This window comes from Novosphingobium sp. HNCC26BN242 (assembly GCF_057180525.1).
In genome coordinates this window covers 368,378-383,938 of sequence record NZ_JBXUGM010000002.1, presented here as the reverse complement: position 1 = coordinate 383,938, position 15,561 = coordinate 368,378, and the positions used below count along the sequence as shown (strand labels likewise).

14 protein-coding genes are annotated in these 15,561 nt (G+C 63.0%); 7 read left to right on the top strand and 7 right to left on the bottom strand.

Features of this window, described 5'->3' with window-relative positions:
* Positions 1–52: 52 nt before the first annotated feature.
* Positions 53–709 (top strand): GntR family transcriptional regulator, encoded by a 657-nt coding sequence (locus AC2A1F_RS09430; protein ID WP_484208505.1) that lies wholly within the window; start codon positions 53–55, stop codon positions 707–709.
* A 3-nt stretch (positions 710–712) separates the two neighbouring features.
* On the opposite strand, the gene AC2A1F_RS09425 is transcribed toward AC2A1F_RS09430, so the two are convergent.
* The 4 genes from AC2A1F_RS09425 to AC2A1F_RS09410 are packed head-to-tail and all read right to left on the bottom strand — an operon-like array spanning position 713 to position 3,681.
* Positions 713–1,111 (bottom strand): (2Fe-2S) ferredoxin domain-containing protein, encoded by a 399-nt coding sequence (locus AC2A1F_RS09425; protein ID WP_484208504.1) that lies wholly within the window; start codon positions 1,109–1,111, stop codon positions 713–715.
* Between the two features lie 40 nt (positions 1,112–1,151).
* Entirely contained in the window at positions 1,152–1,586 is a 435-nt protein-coding gene (locus AC2A1F_RS09420; protein ID WP_484208503.1) for a DUF2497 domain-containing protein, read from the bottom strand.
* 41 nt (positions 1,587–1,627) lie between these two features.
* Positions 1,628–3,082, bottom strand: a complete 1,455-nt coding sequence (locus AC2A1F_RS09415) for a TolC family outer membrane protein (protein WP_484208502.1) — start codon at positions 3,080–3,082, stop codon at positions 1,628–1,630.
* Between the two features lie 5 nt (positions 3,083–3,087).
* Positions 3,088–3,681 (bottom strand): protein-L-isoaspartate O-methyltransferase family protein, encoded by a 594-nt coding sequence (locus tag AC2A1F_RS09410; RefSeq protein WP_484208501.1) that lies wholly within the window; start codon positions 3,679–3,681, stop codon positions 3,088–3,090.
* 167 nt (positions 3,682–3,848) lie between these two features.
* On the opposite strand from AC2A1F_RS09410, the gene AC2A1F_RS09405 reads away from it, so the two are divergent.
* From AC2A1F_RS09405 to AC2A1F_RS09395, 3 genes are all read left to right on the top strand, one after another.
* Complete coding sequence (locus tag AC2A1F_RS09405) at positions 3,849–5,372, top strand: fumarate hydratase (RefSeq protein WP_484208500.1); 1,524 nt, start codon at positions 3,849–3,851, stop codon at positions 5,370–5,372.
* A 92-nt stretch (positions 5,373–5,464) separates the two neighbouring features.
* A complete protein-coding gene (locus AC2A1F_RS09400; protein WP_484208499.1) occupies positions 5,465–6,880 on the top strand; it encodes a sensor histidine kinase in 1,416 nt (471 codons plus the stop codon).
* Between the two features lie 10 nt (positions 6,881–6,890).
* Positions 6,891–7,640 carry a LytR/AlgR family response regulator transcription factor gene (locus AC2A1F_RS09395; RefSeq protein ID WP_484208498.1) on the top strand — a complete coding sequence of 250 codons (750 nt, stop codon included), beginning with the start codon at positions 6,891–6,893 and terminating at the stop codon, positions 7,638–7,640.
* Between the two features lie 123 nt (positions 7,641–7,763).
* On the opposite strand, the gene AC2A1F_RS09390 is transcribed toward AC2A1F_RS09395, so the two are convergent.
* The 3 genes from AC2A1F_RS09390 to AC2A1F_RS09380 all read right to left on the bottom strand — a co-directional run bounded on the left by AC2A1F_RS09390 (position 7,764) and on the right by AC2A1F_RS09380 (position 12,548).
* Positions 7,764–9,581, bottom strand: a complete 1,818-nt coding sequence (locus AC2A1F_RS09390) for an AMP-dependent synthetase/ligase (RefSeq protein ID WP_484208497.1) — start codon at positions 9,579–9,581, stop codon at positions 7,764–7,766.
* 110 nt (positions 9,582–9,691) lie between these two features.
* A complete protein-coding gene (ggt, locus tag AC2A1F_RS09385; RefSeq protein ID WP_484208496.1) occupies positions 9,692–11,476 on the bottom strand; it encodes a gamma-glutamyltransferase in 1,785 nt (594 codons plus the stop codon).
* A 10-nt stretch (positions 11,477–11,486) separates the two neighbouring features.
* Positions 11,487–12,548: a quinone-dependent dihydroorotate dehydrogenase gene (locus tag AC2A1F_RS09380; RefSeq protein WP_484208495.1), complete on the bottom strand. Its 1,062-nt coding sequence runs from the start codon at positions 12,546–12,548 to the stop codon at positions 11,487–11,489.
* Positions 12,549–12,965: 417 nt separating this feature from the next.
* Here AC2A1F_RS09380 and AC2A1F_RS09375 point away from each other — a divergent pair, with 417 nt between their 5' ends.
* The 3 genes from AC2A1F_RS09375 to AC2A1F_RS09365 all read left to right on the top strand — a co-directional run bounded on the left by AC2A1F_RS09375 (position 12,966) and on the right by AC2A1F_RS09365 (position 15,554).
* A complete protein-coding gene (locus AC2A1F_RS09375; RefSeq protein ID WP_292629519.1) occupies positions 12,966–13,421 on the top strand; it encodes an SUF system Fe-S cluster assembly regulator in 456 nt (151 codons plus the stop codon).
* A complete protein-coding gene (gene sufB, locus AC2A1F_RS09370) occupies positions 13,418–14,899 on the top strand; it encodes a Fe-S cluster assembly protein SufB (RefSeq protein ID WP_484208494.1) in 1,482 nt (493 codons plus the stop codon). The genes AC2A1F_RS09375 and sufB overlap by 4 nt, the downstream gene beginning before the upstream one ends.
* Before the next feature lie 136 nt (positions 14,900–15,035).
* Entirely contained in the window at positions 15,036–15,554 is a 519-nt protein-coding gene (locus AC2A1F_RS09365) for a DUF559 domain-containing protein (protein WP_484208493.1), read from the top strand.
* Positions 15,555–15,561: the final 7 nt, after the last annotated feature.

The window sequence follows — 15,561 nt, the reverse complement described above, 5'->3', positions numbered from 1 at the left end:
CCCATCCAAGCCATACCCACATGCGCCTGCTGTTTCCGGGCGAGGAGTCATCGTGTCCAAAGCCTCGCAGGAAGCCTATCGCATGATCCGCGCAGGGATCCTTTCGGGGCATTTCCCGGCAGGGCAATTCGTGCCCGAAGATGAATTCGCCGCGTTCTGCGGCCTGTCCCGCACCCCGGTGCGCGAGGCGATTGCCGAACTCGTGGCCGAAATGCTGCTTCAGCGATCAGGCACCAACCGGGTGTTCGTGCCGGTCTGGTCCGACGAGGACGAGGAGGAGCTGTTCACGCTGCGCGCGATTTTGGAAAGCCACTGCGCGACACGGGCAGCACGGTTGATCACGGACGATCAAATTGACGAATTGCGCCGCCACTGCGATTTTATCGACAAGGCGATTGCGCAGCCAGAGGCCCCTGATGTTTCAGGCTTTGTTGAAGGCAACCGCCATTTCCACGCGGTGGTCCTTGCCGCCGCGCAATCAGAGCGGCTGGCGCAACTGATGAAGTTTGTGGTCAGCCAGATTGTGGTCCATCGCACGGCTGAGCAATATTCGCGCGAAGACATGGAGCAAAGCCAGCGCGATCATCGCGATTTGGTCAGCGCTTTCGAGATGCGTGACGAGGATTGGGCGAAGGCGCTGGCCAACACACATATCCGCCGCGCGGCCAGCGTTTATCGGGCTATGCGTCTATCTAGTGATGGGGGGTAAGGCTTAGCCGGTCAACACAGGTGGTGCCTTGAGGCGGTAGTCTTCCACCGGCACGCCGCCGATGACGTGTTCCTGCAGGATGCGTTCGAGCACCGGTGGGGTGCAGGAATGGTACCAGACATTGTCCGGGTAAACGACCGCGACCGGGCCGACGAGACACACGCGCAAGCAACCCACCTTGTTGCGCAAAATGCCCTGCGCGCCGCCCAGCTTCAGTTCGCCCATGCGCTTTTTCAGGTAGTTCCACGCCTGATCGCCCACTTCGCGCGGGGCGCACTTGTCCTTGTCAGGTCCGGCGCAGAGCAGGATGTGGCGTTGCGGGGCGAAGCCGCCCAGCTTTTCCAGCGCGATTTCGGCCTGAAGGATCTCTTCAGGCGACACTTCGAGGGAAGGAGCGGTCAAAAACTGTCCTGCATGTTGAGAGGATTTTACCTCGCCCAGATCAGCCGCGCTTTCCGGCAATCCGAGCAATCTCGGCGGCGACCATCTTTTCCACCATGGCGGGCAGGTTTTTGTCGAGCCATTCAGCCAGCATCGGGCGCAGCAATTCGCGGACCAGTCCTTCGAGCGAGGTTTCGCCCGAACGTACAATTTGTGGCGCAGCGCCAGGCTGCGCAAGCATCGACAGCGCCGCCAGCGATTCGCGCATCGAAGCGGCTGCGGCATCTGCAATCAGACCGCCGCTTTCGGCCTCGTCGGTGTCATCATGCTCTGCGGTTTCGGTCAGTTCCAGAACTTCACGCCGGGGGGCAGGTTTTGATTCAAAGCGCGATTCCGAACGCAGGCGGGCTTGTGCTTCAACCTTGCTGTCGCGCGCGATCACGCTTTTGATCGATTCGAGGATTTCCTCGACGGACGGTTCACCGGCCTGACGCATAGCAACTTTAACCCCCGACTGCTTCAACTGCGCCGATTCTCTTACGGACGGGCGACGGGCGCGATTGTCGCATCCTGCGCGGGCGTGTCAACGGTGCGTGTGGAGACGGCTTGCGGATCGGGATCGCGGTCCCAATCCCAGACGCGGCGACGGACACGCTCATAATTGACCTGCGGATCGTAGAGCGCGCCGCCATCAAGGCCCAGATCATCGGCATCGGCCTTGCCCATGGCCGAGAGCAGGTTGAACCCTGCGACATAGGCATTGCGGCGTGCAGCGACGAGTTGCACTTGCGCACGCAGCAGTTCCTGTTCGGCATCGAGAATGTTCAGGATGGTGCGGTTGCCCACGCTGTTTTCCGCACGCACGCCTTCGAGACTGAGCGCGGCAGCATCGACCGCGGTCTGGTTCATCGCGATGATTTCGTTCGCGGCCCGCCATGAGGCAAACGAGGAGCGGACCGAGGCGATGACCTGCCGCTCAACACCGATTTCCTGCTCAAGCGTTGCGGTTTCGCGGGCTTGAGCCTGACGCGTCTGCGCAGCCGGACCACCGCCCTGGAACAGCGGGACGGACAGGTTTACCCCGGCCTGCGCGGTGGTGTTGCCCTGCCGCAGCACTTCGTTGGAGCCAAGGAACTTGCCCTGGAAGGCCTGGTAGCTGCCGTTGGTTGACAATGAGACGGTCGGCTTCTTGGCGGCATCGGCCACTTTCACATCGAACGCGGCGGCTTTGCTGCGTTCGCGGGCAGCGAGGAGATCGGGGTTGTGTTCGAGCGCAAATGCCACGGCATCATCGGGCGTTTCGGGCAATCCGGGCAGCGGCGGCGGCGGCGCGAGATCGACCGGGGGTTTGCCGACCACCTGAATGAAGCGTTCGCGGCTGGACAGCAGGCTGACTTCGGCAGTGCGCAGATCGCTGCGCGCCAGGGCGAGGCGCGAGTTGGACTGCGCCACATCGGTGCGCGTTACGTCGCCGATATCGAACCGGTCGCTGGTGGCGCTGAGATTGACTTGCAGGACTTCGACATTGTTGCGGTTGAGGCCGACGATCGCCGCATCGCGGATAACGTCCATGTAAGCCGCCACGGTTTCGCTGAAGATGCCGGCCTCGGTGGCGCGCAGGTCTTCCTGACCCGCCTCGACGCGGGTCTTGGCGGCGCGGATCGAATTCTTGACCGAGCCGCCTGAATAGACCGGCACGCCCAGATTGAGACTGGTGCTGGCAGACCAATCAGAGATCAGGAACGAGTTCGGGTTCGGCCGCAGGACCTTGGTATAGTTGGCATCGCCCGACAGGCTGGGCAGTGCGCGGGCGCGGGCGATGGGCACGCCTTCATCGGTTGCGCGCTGGTTGGCGCGGGCTGCCTGCAGCGTGGGGTTGGTGTTGTAGGCACTGGTCAGTGCCTCACGCAGATCATCGGCCAGCGCAGGTGCAGTGCAAAAAGCAATGGCGCTGGCCGCCGATAGCAGGCGCAGCGCGCGGGGAACTGTCATGAGGCTCAGAAGCTCCAGGTCTTTGGGGCGGCAAATTCTGCGAGCACAGCGAAATCAGCTTCGCCCAGCGCGGTGGCGGAGATCTTGCCCAGAACCTTGCGGGCCACGGCCAGCCGGGTCACGCCACGGTCGGCCATGCCGGTGATCACGCGGCCTTCACCGGTGAGCAGCGCTGCCAGCGATTCGGGCAGGATTTGCGCGGCACCATCGATCAGGATCAGTGAGTAGGGGCCGCCTTGAGCAGCCGCGAGAGTTTCGGCGCGCGTGACGCTGCCGGCCAGACGCTCTGCCAGTGCGGCGAGATATCCGTTCGGCGAAATCACCAGCACCGTATCGTCTGCGGTGGTGCCTGCCGCTTCGAGCATCTGGCCATAGGTCAGGGCTGGCGACAGGAAGTGCCCTTCGCCCAACGGCACTGCGCGATCCATATAGGCGACGGCGCGGCGGTCAGCGGGTACGAAATCTTCACGGGCAACGGCGGCGAAAGCGGCCAGAATGCCGGGGGAGTTGACGCCGCTGACGCGAAGCTGGCTATCGATCATTGCGCGCCGCGCAACTGCCATATCGTCCGATGCTGGTCGATCTTCAACCACGGTCATTGCAACCCTCATGTCCGAAAAGGCACGCTGCTGAAAAGCTGCGTCGCCTGTGTGGTAACGTGCATGTGCCTGTAGATTATCGACTTGCCGTTTCCAAGGGATTTGCATGTCGATTGTCGACGCGTAAGGGGCTTTCGCAGTTTCTCAGGCTTTAGAGGAAGTTTCGGATGGCCGACATGGTGACGATCAAGGAAACAGACCTGATCGAAAGCGTTGCCGATGCGCTGCAGTATATCAGCTATTTCCACCCGATGGATTACATTCGTGCGCTGGGCGAGGCTTATAAGGCCGAACAAGGCCCGGCGGCCAAGGATGCCATCGCGCAGATCCTGACCAACAGTCGCATGTGCGCCGAAGGCCATCGGCCGATCTGCCAGGACACCGGGATCGTCAACGTCTTCATCGAATGGGGGCAGGACTGCCGTCTCGAATCCGACCTTTCCCTGCAGGATGTGGTCGATGAAGGCGTGCGCCGCGCCTATCTGAACCCGGACAACAAGCTGCGCGCCTCGGTACTGGCAGACCCCGCCTTTACCCGCCGCAACACCCGCGACAACACGCCCTGCGTGCTGCACGTGGAGATGGTCAAGGGCAACAAGGTGACGGTGGATGTGGCGGCCAAGGGCGGCGGCAGCGAGAACAAGTCGAAGTTCAAGATGATGAACCCGTCCGAAAACATCGTGGACTGGGTGGTCGAGATGCTGCCGCAGATGGGCGCGGGCTGGTGCCCGCCGGGCATGCTCGGCATCGGCATCGGCGGCACGGCAGAACACTGCGTGCTGCTGGCCAAGAAGGCGCTGATGGAGCCGATCGACATGGCGCAGTTGAAGCTGCGCGGGCCGCAGACCGATATCGAGCGCATGCGCATCGAGATTTTCGACAAGGTCAATGCGCTCGGCATCGGCGCGCAGGGCCTTGGCGGCTTGTCGACCATCCTCGATGTGAAGATCATGGACGCGCCGTGCCACGCCGCCGGAAAGCCGGTGGCGATGATCCCCAATTGCGCTGCCACCCGCCACGCGCATTTCACGCTCGACGGTTCAGGGCCGACCTATCTGGAGCGCCCGAAGCTGGACGAATGGCCCCAGGTTCACTGGGCACCCGACAGCGCCGCCAAGCGCGTGAACCTCGATACGCTGACTCAGGAAGAAGTGCAGGGCTGGAAAGCCGGAGACCGCCTGCTGCTGAACGGCAAGATGCTGACGGGCCGCGATGCCGCACACAAGCGGATCAAGGACATGCTGGCCAAAGGCGAGGAACTGCCCGTCGATTTCAAGGGCCGCGTGATCTATTACGTCGGCCCGGTCGATCCAGTGCGCGAAGAAGTGGTTGGCCCTGCTGGCCCCACCACCGCCACGCGCATGGACAGCTTCTCCGACCTGATGCTCGACCTTGGCTTGCTGGCCAGCGTGGGCAAGGCCGAGCGTGGTCCGGCCGCCACGCAGTCCATCGCCAACCACAAGAGCGCCTATCTGATGGCGGTGGGCGGCGCGGCTTATCTGGTGGCGCGCGCGATCAAGCAATCGAAAGTCGTCGGTTTCGAGGACCTTGGCATGGAAGCCATCTACGAATTTACCGTGGAGGACATGCCGGTGACCGTGGCCGTCGATAGCGAGGGCGAAAACGTCCACAAATCCGCACCGCTGGTGTGGAAGAAGAAGATTGCGGACGAAGGCTTGCTGCCTGCCTAACCTTCTGGCGTAACCTTTCGCTCCGATGAACAGCTTATGCCGCCCGACCGCCGTTATGGCGTGTCGGGCGGTTCGCGTTTAGGATTTTGACGATGACAGCACCCATCGATCCCGGAATCCCGCACGTACCGGCCCGGCAGGTCATCCTGTCGGCGGCGGCCTTGTGGCTGTGCTATTTCGTGCTGATCACCGTGCGCGGGCTGGTGGTGGAGCTGGGTGACTTTACCGATCTTCTGTGGCGGCGCGGGCTGGTGACGCTGGCGGGCATTATCGTGACCGTGGCCTGCTGGCCGCTGCTGCGCCGTTTTGATGCAAAGCCCCTGATAGTGCGCGGAACTGCGGCGCTGCTGATCATGCTGCCCGCTGCGCTGGCGCTGGCTGCGGTAAACCAGTGGGCATTTGCCCCGGTTGAAAAGCGCATGCTGGAAAAGAAGATCACGCAAGGCCGGGACAGTGGGCGCGTGGGCTCCAGCGACAGTGACACGGCAGCCGATGGGAGCAGAGTGCCGTCGGTCAAGATCAGGCGCGATATGGCGGGCAACGTGCTGCTTGATGTGCTTGACGAACGGCTGGTCCCGCCCGAGCCGCCTGCGCCGCTTCCCGAACCCGTCCCGCCCGAACCTTCTGAACCGGGTACAAGCGTCGCGCCTGCCGCACCGGTCGCTCCGCCTGCTGTTCCGGTCCCATTGCCAGGAAGCGCGCGCACGGCTGACACCGATCACGTTTCTGACACAAGTAATGTCACGATCATTCGCAAGCTGGTGGAAGAAGAGGGGCTGTGGCGGCAATTGACCGACGTTGCGCTGGGACGCTATTTCCTGCTGGTGGCGTGGGCCGCGCTTTATCTGGCGCTCGGAAATGGCGAGCAATTGCGGGCGGCGGAATACCGCGAAGGGGAATATCGCCGCGCTGCCAAAGCGGCGGAACTGCGCTCATTGCGCTATCAGGTGAACCCGCATTTCCTGTTCAATACACTGAATTCGCTGTCTGCCTTGGTCATGGTCGGGCGGGCTGAGCAGGCCGAGCGGATGATCCAGTCGATCTCGCGGTTCTACCGGCACAGTCTGGCGGGCGACCCCACCACCGACATGCCGCTGGAGGACGAGATTGCGTTGCAACGCCACTATCTGGAAATCGAGGCTGTGCGCTTTCCCGAACGGCTGCGGTGCGAATTCGATGTGCCGGACGATCTGATGAGCGCCTGCGTGCCGGGGATGATCCTGCAACCGCTGGTGGAAAACTCGATCAAATACGGTGTGTCGACCACGACGCGCCCTGTCACCATCCGCATTTCCGCGCGTGAGGCGGGCGGATTCCTGATCCTGACCGTGGCCGATGATGGGCCGGGCGAAGGAATCGAGAGCGGCAGCACCGGTATCGGGCTCGAAAATGTGAAAAGCCGCCTGATCGCGCGTTTTGGCGATGAGGCGAAAGTGGAAAGCGGACCGCTGCCCGCCGGGGGCTATGCCACGGTGCTGACCATGCCGGTGGTGCGCAATGTATGCTGAGAGGGACTGAATGCGGACGCTGATTGTCGATGATGAACCCTTGGCGGTGGAGCGCATGCAAATCTTGTGCGCGCGCATTCCGGCGCTGCAGGTGGTGGGCACGGCCAGCGATGGCGCAGCGGCGTTGCGCCTGATCGCGGCGCTTGAACCCGATCTGGTGTTGCTCGATATGACCATGCCCGAAGTCGATGGGCTGGGCGTGGCCCGCGCGCTGGCCGGGCAGGCCAATCGCCCCGCCGTTGTCTTCGTGACCGCGCACGAGGATTTCGCGGTCGCGGCGTTCGATTGCGATGCGGTGGACTATGTTCTGAAGCCCGTGGCGCAGGACCGGCTGGAACGCGCTGTCGAACGCGCTCAGGCGCGCCGGGGGGCGCCAGCGGAAACCCCGCTCACTCCTGAAAAGGCCGCCAGCGAATGGATCGAGGAGTTCTGGGTGCCGCACCGTTCGGAACTGATCCGGGTGGCCGCAAGCGATCTGGAACGGATTGATGCCGAGCGGGACTATGTGCGGCTGCATGTTGGCCATTCTGGCGGGCAGGCGCGCAGCTATTTGATGCTGCACACCATTGCAGGGCTTGAGGCGCGGCTTGATCCCGAACGCTTCATCCGCCTGCACCGCTCCACCATCGTGCGGCGGGATCGCATTGCAGGGCTGAAACATGATGGGCTGGGTGTATGGTCAGCCGAATTGGTGGACGGCACGATGCAGCGCATCGGGCGGACTTATCTGGCGCGGGTCAAGGCGATGGCTGGGCGGTAAATCCAAAACCTACCCCAAACACCGCTCAGCCTGAGCTTGTCGAAGGCCCCTGTTGGCGAGCGCTGTGCGGGCATCCTTCGACAGGCTCAGGATGAGCGGAGTGCGGGGTCTGAAGTGTGACAATCAGGCCTTGTACAGCGCATCCACTCGCGCGCTGTAGCGTTCGCGGATTTTGTGGCGGCGGATTTTCATGCTTGGCGTCATTTCCTCGTTGTCGATGCCGAAGGCTTCATCCGCAAAGGTGAACTGGCGGACCTTTTCGATCACCGACAGGTCCTTGTTCACCCGGTCCACCGCCGCGCGGATGGCGTTGCGGAAGGCGGGCAGGTCTTGCAGGGCCTTGAAATCGAACGTTTCGCCTTGCGCGCGCGCCCAGGCCAGCGCCCATTCGGGATCGGGCACGATCAGGCCCACGATGTAGGGCCGCTTGTCGCCGCTCACCATCGCCTGCGCGATTTCGGGTTGCAGCGTCAGCATACCTTCGATCTTCTGTGGAGAGACATTGTCGCCCTTGTCGTTGACGATCATGTCCTTCTTGCGATCGGTGATCACGATACGGCCCTTGGCATCCAGATGGCCGATATCGCCGGTATGCAGCCAGCCTGCATTCGGGCCTTCTTTGGGGATGGCGCGCGCGGTTTCAGCCTCGTTCTGCCAATAGCCGTGCATGACCAGCTCGCCGCGCACGAGGATTTCGCCATCTTCGGCGATCTTCACCTCCACGCCCTTCATCGGCGGGCCGACGGTGTTCATGCCGATGCCCACGCGGGGGCGGTTGCATGAAATGACCGGTCCGGATTCGGTCTGGCCATAGCCCTGCAGCATGGTCAGCCCCATCGCATCGAAGAACACGCCGACATCGGGATTGAGCGGTGCGCCGCCCGATACCATCGCCTTCATCCGACCGCCAAAGCGCGCGCGGATCTTGGGCCGTAAGGTGCGTTCAAGGATCAGGTTCATCGGCAGATCGGTGATCCGCCCCTTGCCCGCCGCCTTGCGCCCGCCGATAGTCAGCGCGCGGTCCATCAGATAGTTGGCAAGCTTCCCCTGCTTTTCCACCTGCTTCATGATGCGTGTGCGCAGCACTTCGAACAGGCGCGGCACAACCACCATCATGGTCGGGCGCACTTCTTCGATGTTCGAAGCGAGCTTTTCGAGGCCCTCGGAATAGTAGATCTGCGCACCCATGCCGATGGGCAGATATTGCCCCCCGGTATGTTCATAGGCGTGGGACAGCGGCAGGAACGACAGGAACACTTCCTCGCCCCAGCCCAGATCTTCAGCCAGAATGTGTGCTGCGCCTTCCACATTGCACAGGATCGATCCGTGGTGCAGCCGCACGCCGCGCGGGGAGCCGCCGGTGCCGCTGGTGTAGATGATGCAGGCCAGATCCTTGCGGCCCATGGCAGAAAGGCGCGCATCCACGGCGCGACGGGCTGCTGCGCCATCACCAGTGGTCATCGCCTGCCAATCGTGGAAGGACAGCTTGCCCGCCTGCATCTGGCGCAGCGGCTCCATGCCGATCACATGTTCCACCCCCGGCGCGGCAAGCGCTGCGGGCAGAAGGGACTGCGAAAGCTTGGCGGTGGACACGATCACCGCCCGGGCGCCGGAGTTTTCCAGGATGTGCAGATGATCCCGTTCGGTATTGGTGATGTAGGTGGGCACAGTGACCAGCCCTGCGGCCATGATGGCATGGTCGGCGATGCACCATTCGGGCCGGTTTTCGGATACCAGCGCCACACGGTCTCCGGGGTTCAGGCCCAGCTTGCGCAGGGATTCGGCCAGAACGCAGACTTGCCGCGTGGCTTCGGCCCAGCTGATCGGCTGCCAGGAGCCCTGCTTCTTTGCCCACAGGAACGGACTGTCGCCGCGATAGTCCGCGCGGTTCAGGAACATCGCGACAAGATTGGGGAAGCCTGCAAAATCGGTAAGCTGCACGTCTGGTTCCTCGGCCCGATGGCTTGCGGAGCGGCTATTAGCGAGCCGCTCGCATTGTTGCACCGGAACCTAGTGACGCGCTGCCCTTACGGCAACTGGTGTTCCACCGATCAGGGTGCGACGGCGGCCCCTTCGCTGCGGGGATCGGCCGCACCGCGCCAGACCCACTTGCCGCCCACGCGCACCCGTTCAATCGCGTTTGCCTTGAATCCCGGCGGACGAGCCGTGACTTGCGCATGGCCCAGCGCCTGCAAAGCCGGGATCATGGCTTCGAGGCTGGTGCCCTTTTCCACCGACACAGCATTGCCCGGCGCAAAGATCACCGGCAGCGCAATCGCATCGCGCGCCGACAGATCCCAGTCGAGCACACCGATGATCGCCTTGGCCACTTGCGCCGGAATGGTCGTGCCGCCGGCTGCGCCCACGGCAAGGCGCAGGCTGCCGTCTGGGCCATAGATCAGCGTGGGTGACATCGAACTGCGCGGGCGCTTGCCACCTTCGATGCGGTTGGCGGTCGGCTTGCCGTCCTTGTCGGGCACGATGTTGAAATCGGTCAGCTCGTTGTTCAGGTAGTATCCGCCCACCATCAGCCCCGATCCAAACGGCCCTTCGATGGTCGAGGTATAAGTGGCGGCATTGCCCCAGCGGTCCACGGTCACGAAGTGCGTGGTCCCGTGCTCCTCCTGATAGGCGGGCCGCGCAAAGGCCAGTTTGGCCCCGGCGGGTGTGCCGGGCAGGGCCGTGGGCATCGTCGTCTTGTCGGAAATCAGCGCGGATCGTGCGGCAAGATAGGCCGGATCGACAAGCCCTGCCACCGGCACGGGCACAAAATCGCTGTCGGCCAGATGCTGTTCGCGGTCGGCATAGGCAAGTCGCTGCGATTCGGCGATCAGGTGCCACGCCACCGGGTTGGTGGGGCCGAGCGCCCTCATGTCAAACCGTTCAAGCTGCTTCAGGATCGCGTAGACCGTGGTCGCGCCGGAGCTGGGCGGACCCATCCCGCACACGCGATACTGCCGATATTGCCCGCACACCGCCGGACGTTTGACCGCCTTGTAGGCGGCAAGATCAGCCGTGGTCAGCGGCGAGGGGTTTTGTGGCGCGGTGCCGACCTTGCTGGCCAGCAGCATCGCATTGTCGCCGGTGTAGAAGCTATCCACTCCGCGCGATGCGATGGATTCGAGCGTGTCGGCCAGCGCCGGGTTGCGCACCAAGGTGCCCACTGGCAGTGGTTCGCCCGCAGCGTCATAGAACAGAGCGCGGGCCGCCGGATCGAATGCGCCGGTTCGCCTGGCTGCGCCCAGAATGGTGCGCATCCGTGGCGTAATCTCGAACCCGTCGCGCGCCAGCCGGATCGCGGGCTGGAACAGCGTGCGCCAGGCAAGCTTGCCGCGTTCGTTGTGCGCCATGGCGGCCAGCCGCAAGTTGCCGGGAACACCGACACTGCGTCCGCCGATCACCGTGTTTGGCCAGACCAGCGGTTTGCCATCGACATAGAACCAGTCCGGCGTTGCGGCCTTGGGCGCCGTTTCGCGCCCGTCAATCGTCTCGACCCGGCCCGAAGCATCGCCCAGCACCAGAAATCCGCCGCCGCCGATGCCGGAGCTTTGCGGCTCCACCACGGTCAGCGCCAGCATTGTGGCAATGGCCGCATCGGTGGCGCTGCCGCCCAGCCGCAGCATCTGCACCCCGGCCTGCGCCGCGCGCGTATCGGCGGCAGAAACAAGGCCGGGGCCATCCATCGGCACGCCATCGGCCGCCGAGGCGACCGGCGTGGGATTGGGCGCGAATACTGTTGCATTGGGTGGCGGCACACAAGCCGAAGCCAACAGGGCACCAGAGAGCGCCAAACAGCGAAACCGGGACAGCGCGCGAAGCATGGAAGAAGAGTTCATGGCAGAAACGCTATTCCTTGCCGACAGCCTCTGCAATGGAGGTCATGCCTGCTTCCCGCACCTTTCTTTCAAGGCCTGAGACAATGCGTTTGGCAAGGCCGGGGCCTTCGAACACCATCGCGCTGTAAATCTGGATCAGGCTGGCGCCTGCACGGATGCGCGCCCATGCATCTTCGACTGTGGCGATGCCGCCCACCCCGATCAGCGGAATCGCCCCGCCGCTGGCCTTGCGGAAATCGCGCAGCCGCTGCAGCGCCAGCGCCCGCAAAGGTTCCCCCGAAAGGCCTCCTGCTTCAGCGGCATGGCGCGAAGCGAGAGTAGGGCGGGTGACCGTGGTGTTGGAAACGATCAGCGCTGCCAGCTGCTTTTCGAGCGCGATGCGGCAGATTCCGTCGATGTCTGAAGGTTCCAGATCGGGTGCCAGCTTCAGGAAGATCGGCACATTGATGTTGCCGCGCGCCTCGATCACGGCATCCAGCAAGGCCGAAAGTGCGCCTTCATCCTGCAGTGCGCGCAGGCCCGGTGTGTTGGGCGAGGATATGTTGACCGTGAGGTACGACGCCAGCGGCGCCATCATCCGCGTCATCTGCGCATAATCGGCAATGCGATCAGACGAATCCTTGTTTGCGCCGATGTTTACGCCGACTATTCCGGGCAGGCCGAACTTGCCCGTTTCCCGCCGCCGGATCAAACGGTTGGCCACAGCCTTTGCGCCGTCGTTGTTGAAGCCCATGCGGTTGATCACCGCGCGGTCCTCCACCAGTCTGAACAGCCGCGGCTTGGGATTGCCCTCCTGCGGGAGCGGGGTGACCGTGCCCACTTCCACGTAGCCGAAACCCATTCCCAGCATCGCGTCGGGAACTTCGGCATTCTTGTCAAAACCCGGGGCCATACCGACCGGGTTGGGAAAGGCGATTCCCGCCACGCGTTGCGAAAGACTGGGTGTTGGCGCGCTGGCACTACCTGATTGATTCACCGATTGATTAAGGGCGAGCGCTTTTATCGTCAGGCGATGGGCGGGTTCTGCAGGCATGCGAAAAATCAGGGGGCGCAAGAGCGAATAGGGCGTCACAAGCAAGTGGTTCCGGTTCTGCGATCGGTTAGAGGCGATTCGGAGCCAGTCAGGGCCGCGTTCAGATGCAAACGTCCCACTCCGTTCTCTATCCTTGCGACGATTATCGTCCGGGGCCAAGTTCGTTTCTGTCGGAAATGACGGTATTTGTAATTGATTGCGCCACATATGTTGCCCGATTGTCACCGAATTTGTCGAATCCATACAATTCACGATTGCGGCTTCTGCCTAGGAAGGCGTCGCGACCCGAAGGACTCGGTGCAGCAATGTGCTGGGTTCTCGACTTCAAGGCGGCCGATGATCCTTTATGGAGCGCGGCCGCCCTTTTTTTGTCGCTCTTGCGCCAATGGCGATGCGCGCCTAGATAACCGGAGCGATTCGGTCTGATTTGCAGATCGTCCACCCGGAACACCGCCAATGCGCCTTTCCAGCATGGCCGATTATGCCGTCGTCACGATGAGCGCTGCTGCGCGCCATTGTGGCGGGCAGCGCGTTTCGGCCCAGCAACTGGCCGATGAAACCGGCTTGCCTGCGCCCACTGTGCAAAAACTGGTCAGCAAGCTGTCTGCCGCCGGCCTGCTCAAGTCCGTGCGCGGCGCGCGTGGCGGTTTGAAGCTGGCCCGCCCGGCTGCTGCCATAACCTTGGCCGATATTGTCGAAGCGGTCGAAGGTCCTATTGCACTTGCCCCATGCAGCGATCATGGGCGCCATGATTGCACGCTCGAAGGGGCTTGCACCGTCCGTCCGCACTGGCCCGCGGTAGACGCCGCCTTGCGCGGTGCGCTGGCCGGTATCCCGCTCACCCAATTGTCCCGTCCTGCCGCCCCGCTTTCCATAGCGGCTGCGGCCTTGGGGGCGGAGGTTATGGCATGACTGATAACGTAGAACTCAAAGATCAGGCCGCACACGATGCTGCCGCCAAGGTCGCCGATTACGAACACGGCTGGTCTTCCGACATCGAGCAGGAATACGGTCCCAAAGGCCTGTCCGAAGATACCGTCCGCTATATCTCGGCCAAGAAGGACGAGCCGGAATGGATGCTCGAATGGCGGCTCAAGGCCTATCGCCACTGGCTGACCATGCCCACGCCCGATTGGGCCAAGCTGAACGTGCCGCCGATCGATTATCAGGACGCCTATTACTGGGCCGCGCCTAAGGCAAAGCCCAAGCTCGGCAGCCTGGACGAGGTCGATCCCGAAATCCTGCGCATCTACGAAAAGCTGGGCATTCCGTTGGCAGAGCAGGAAGTGCTGGCCGGGGTTGAAGGCGCGCGCAGGGTGGCGGTGGATGCGGTGTTTGATAGCGTCTCGGTCGCCACCACCTTCCGCAAGGAGCTGGAACAGGCTGGCGTGATCTTCCGCTCGATCTCCGAAGCAATCCGCGAATACCCTGACCTTGTGAAGAAGTGGCTGGGCAAGATCGTGCCGATGCACGACAACTACTTCGCCACGCTCAACTGCGCGGTCTTTTCGGACGGGACGTTTGTCTACATCCCCGAAGGCGTGCGCTGCCCGATGGAGCTGAGCACCTATTTCCGCATCAACGCGGAAAACACTGGGCAGTTCGAACGCACGCTGATCGTGGCCGAAAAGGGCAGTTACGTGTCCTACCTCGAAGGCTGCACCGCGCCGATGCGCGATGAAAACCAGCTTCATGCCGCCGTGGTGGAACTCGTCGCCATGGACGATGCCGAGATTAAGTATTCCACTGTCCAGAACTGGTATCCCGGCAACGCCGATGGCCTTGGCGGCATCTACAACTTCGTCACCAAGCGCGCGCTATGCCAAGGCGCACGCAGCAAGGTGTCATGGACGCAAGTGGAAACCGGCTCTGCCATCACGTGGAAGTATCCCTCGTGCGTGCTCAACGGCGATGATTCGGTGGGCGAATTCTATTCGGTCGCGGTCACCAACAATTATCAGCAGGCCGATACCGGCACCAAGATGATCCACAACGGCAAGCGGACCCGCTCAACCATCGTGTCCAAGGGTATCTCTGCGGGCAAATCAAACAACACCTATCGCGGCCTCGTCCGCGTGGCCCCGCAGGCCGAAGGCGTGCGCAACTTCACGCAGTGCGATTCGCTGCTGTTGGGCGCAGACTGCGGCGCGCATACCGTGCCCTACATCGAAGTGCGCAACCCCAGCGCCACGATCGAGCACGAGGCCACCACCAGCAAGATCAGCGACGATCAGTTGTACTACGCCATGCAGCGCGGCCTCGATCAGGAAAGCGCGGTGGCCCTGATCGTCAACGGCTTCGCGCGTGACGTGCTGAAGCAGTTGCCGATGGAATTTGCGGTTGAGGCACAGAAATTGCTCGGGATTTCGCTCGAGGGGAGCGTGGGGTGATGCCCTTCGCTACCCTCCCCCGTCACCCCGGCCCCCGAGCCGGGGTCCCGCTTCCCTTCGCGGCGGATGACGCAAAAAGCGGGACCCCGGATCAAGTCCGGGGTGACGACGATATGAATTGCAAGGCGCACGCAGAATGAAAAAGACCCTCACCCTGCGCCCCGCCAGCGAGCGTGCCGACGCGCCGAAGATCCAGAAGAAGGGTCGCGGCTGGGCCATTTCCGGCTCACGCCTCGATTCGATCCACGACACCGCGCGCGAAATGCGGCGCGATCCTGATGCTGCGCACACCGCGCTGGCCGATGAACTGGCCAAGGAAGATCTGGGCGAATTCAAGTTCAAGCACTTCGCTGTGATCGGCTCGGCCATCGTCGATTTCGCGAGCCAGCCGTTGAAGCTGGTGGTGTATCTGAACCGTGATGAAAACCCCGAGATCGAACAGCGCCGTGATGCCAGCCTTGCCGCCGTCGGCCTCAAGGTCATCCGCTATGACGCCGCCGAAGTGCTGGCCGATCCCGAAGGTGCAGCCCGCGCGCTGCTTTCGACGATGAAGGCCCGCTACGACGAGTTGCGCGCCGCCCGCCCGCAACGCCCCAGCTACTCGCGCTCAGGCGCAAGACCGCAGCGCACCCCTTACACCCGTGCGCGCGACTGAGAGACAG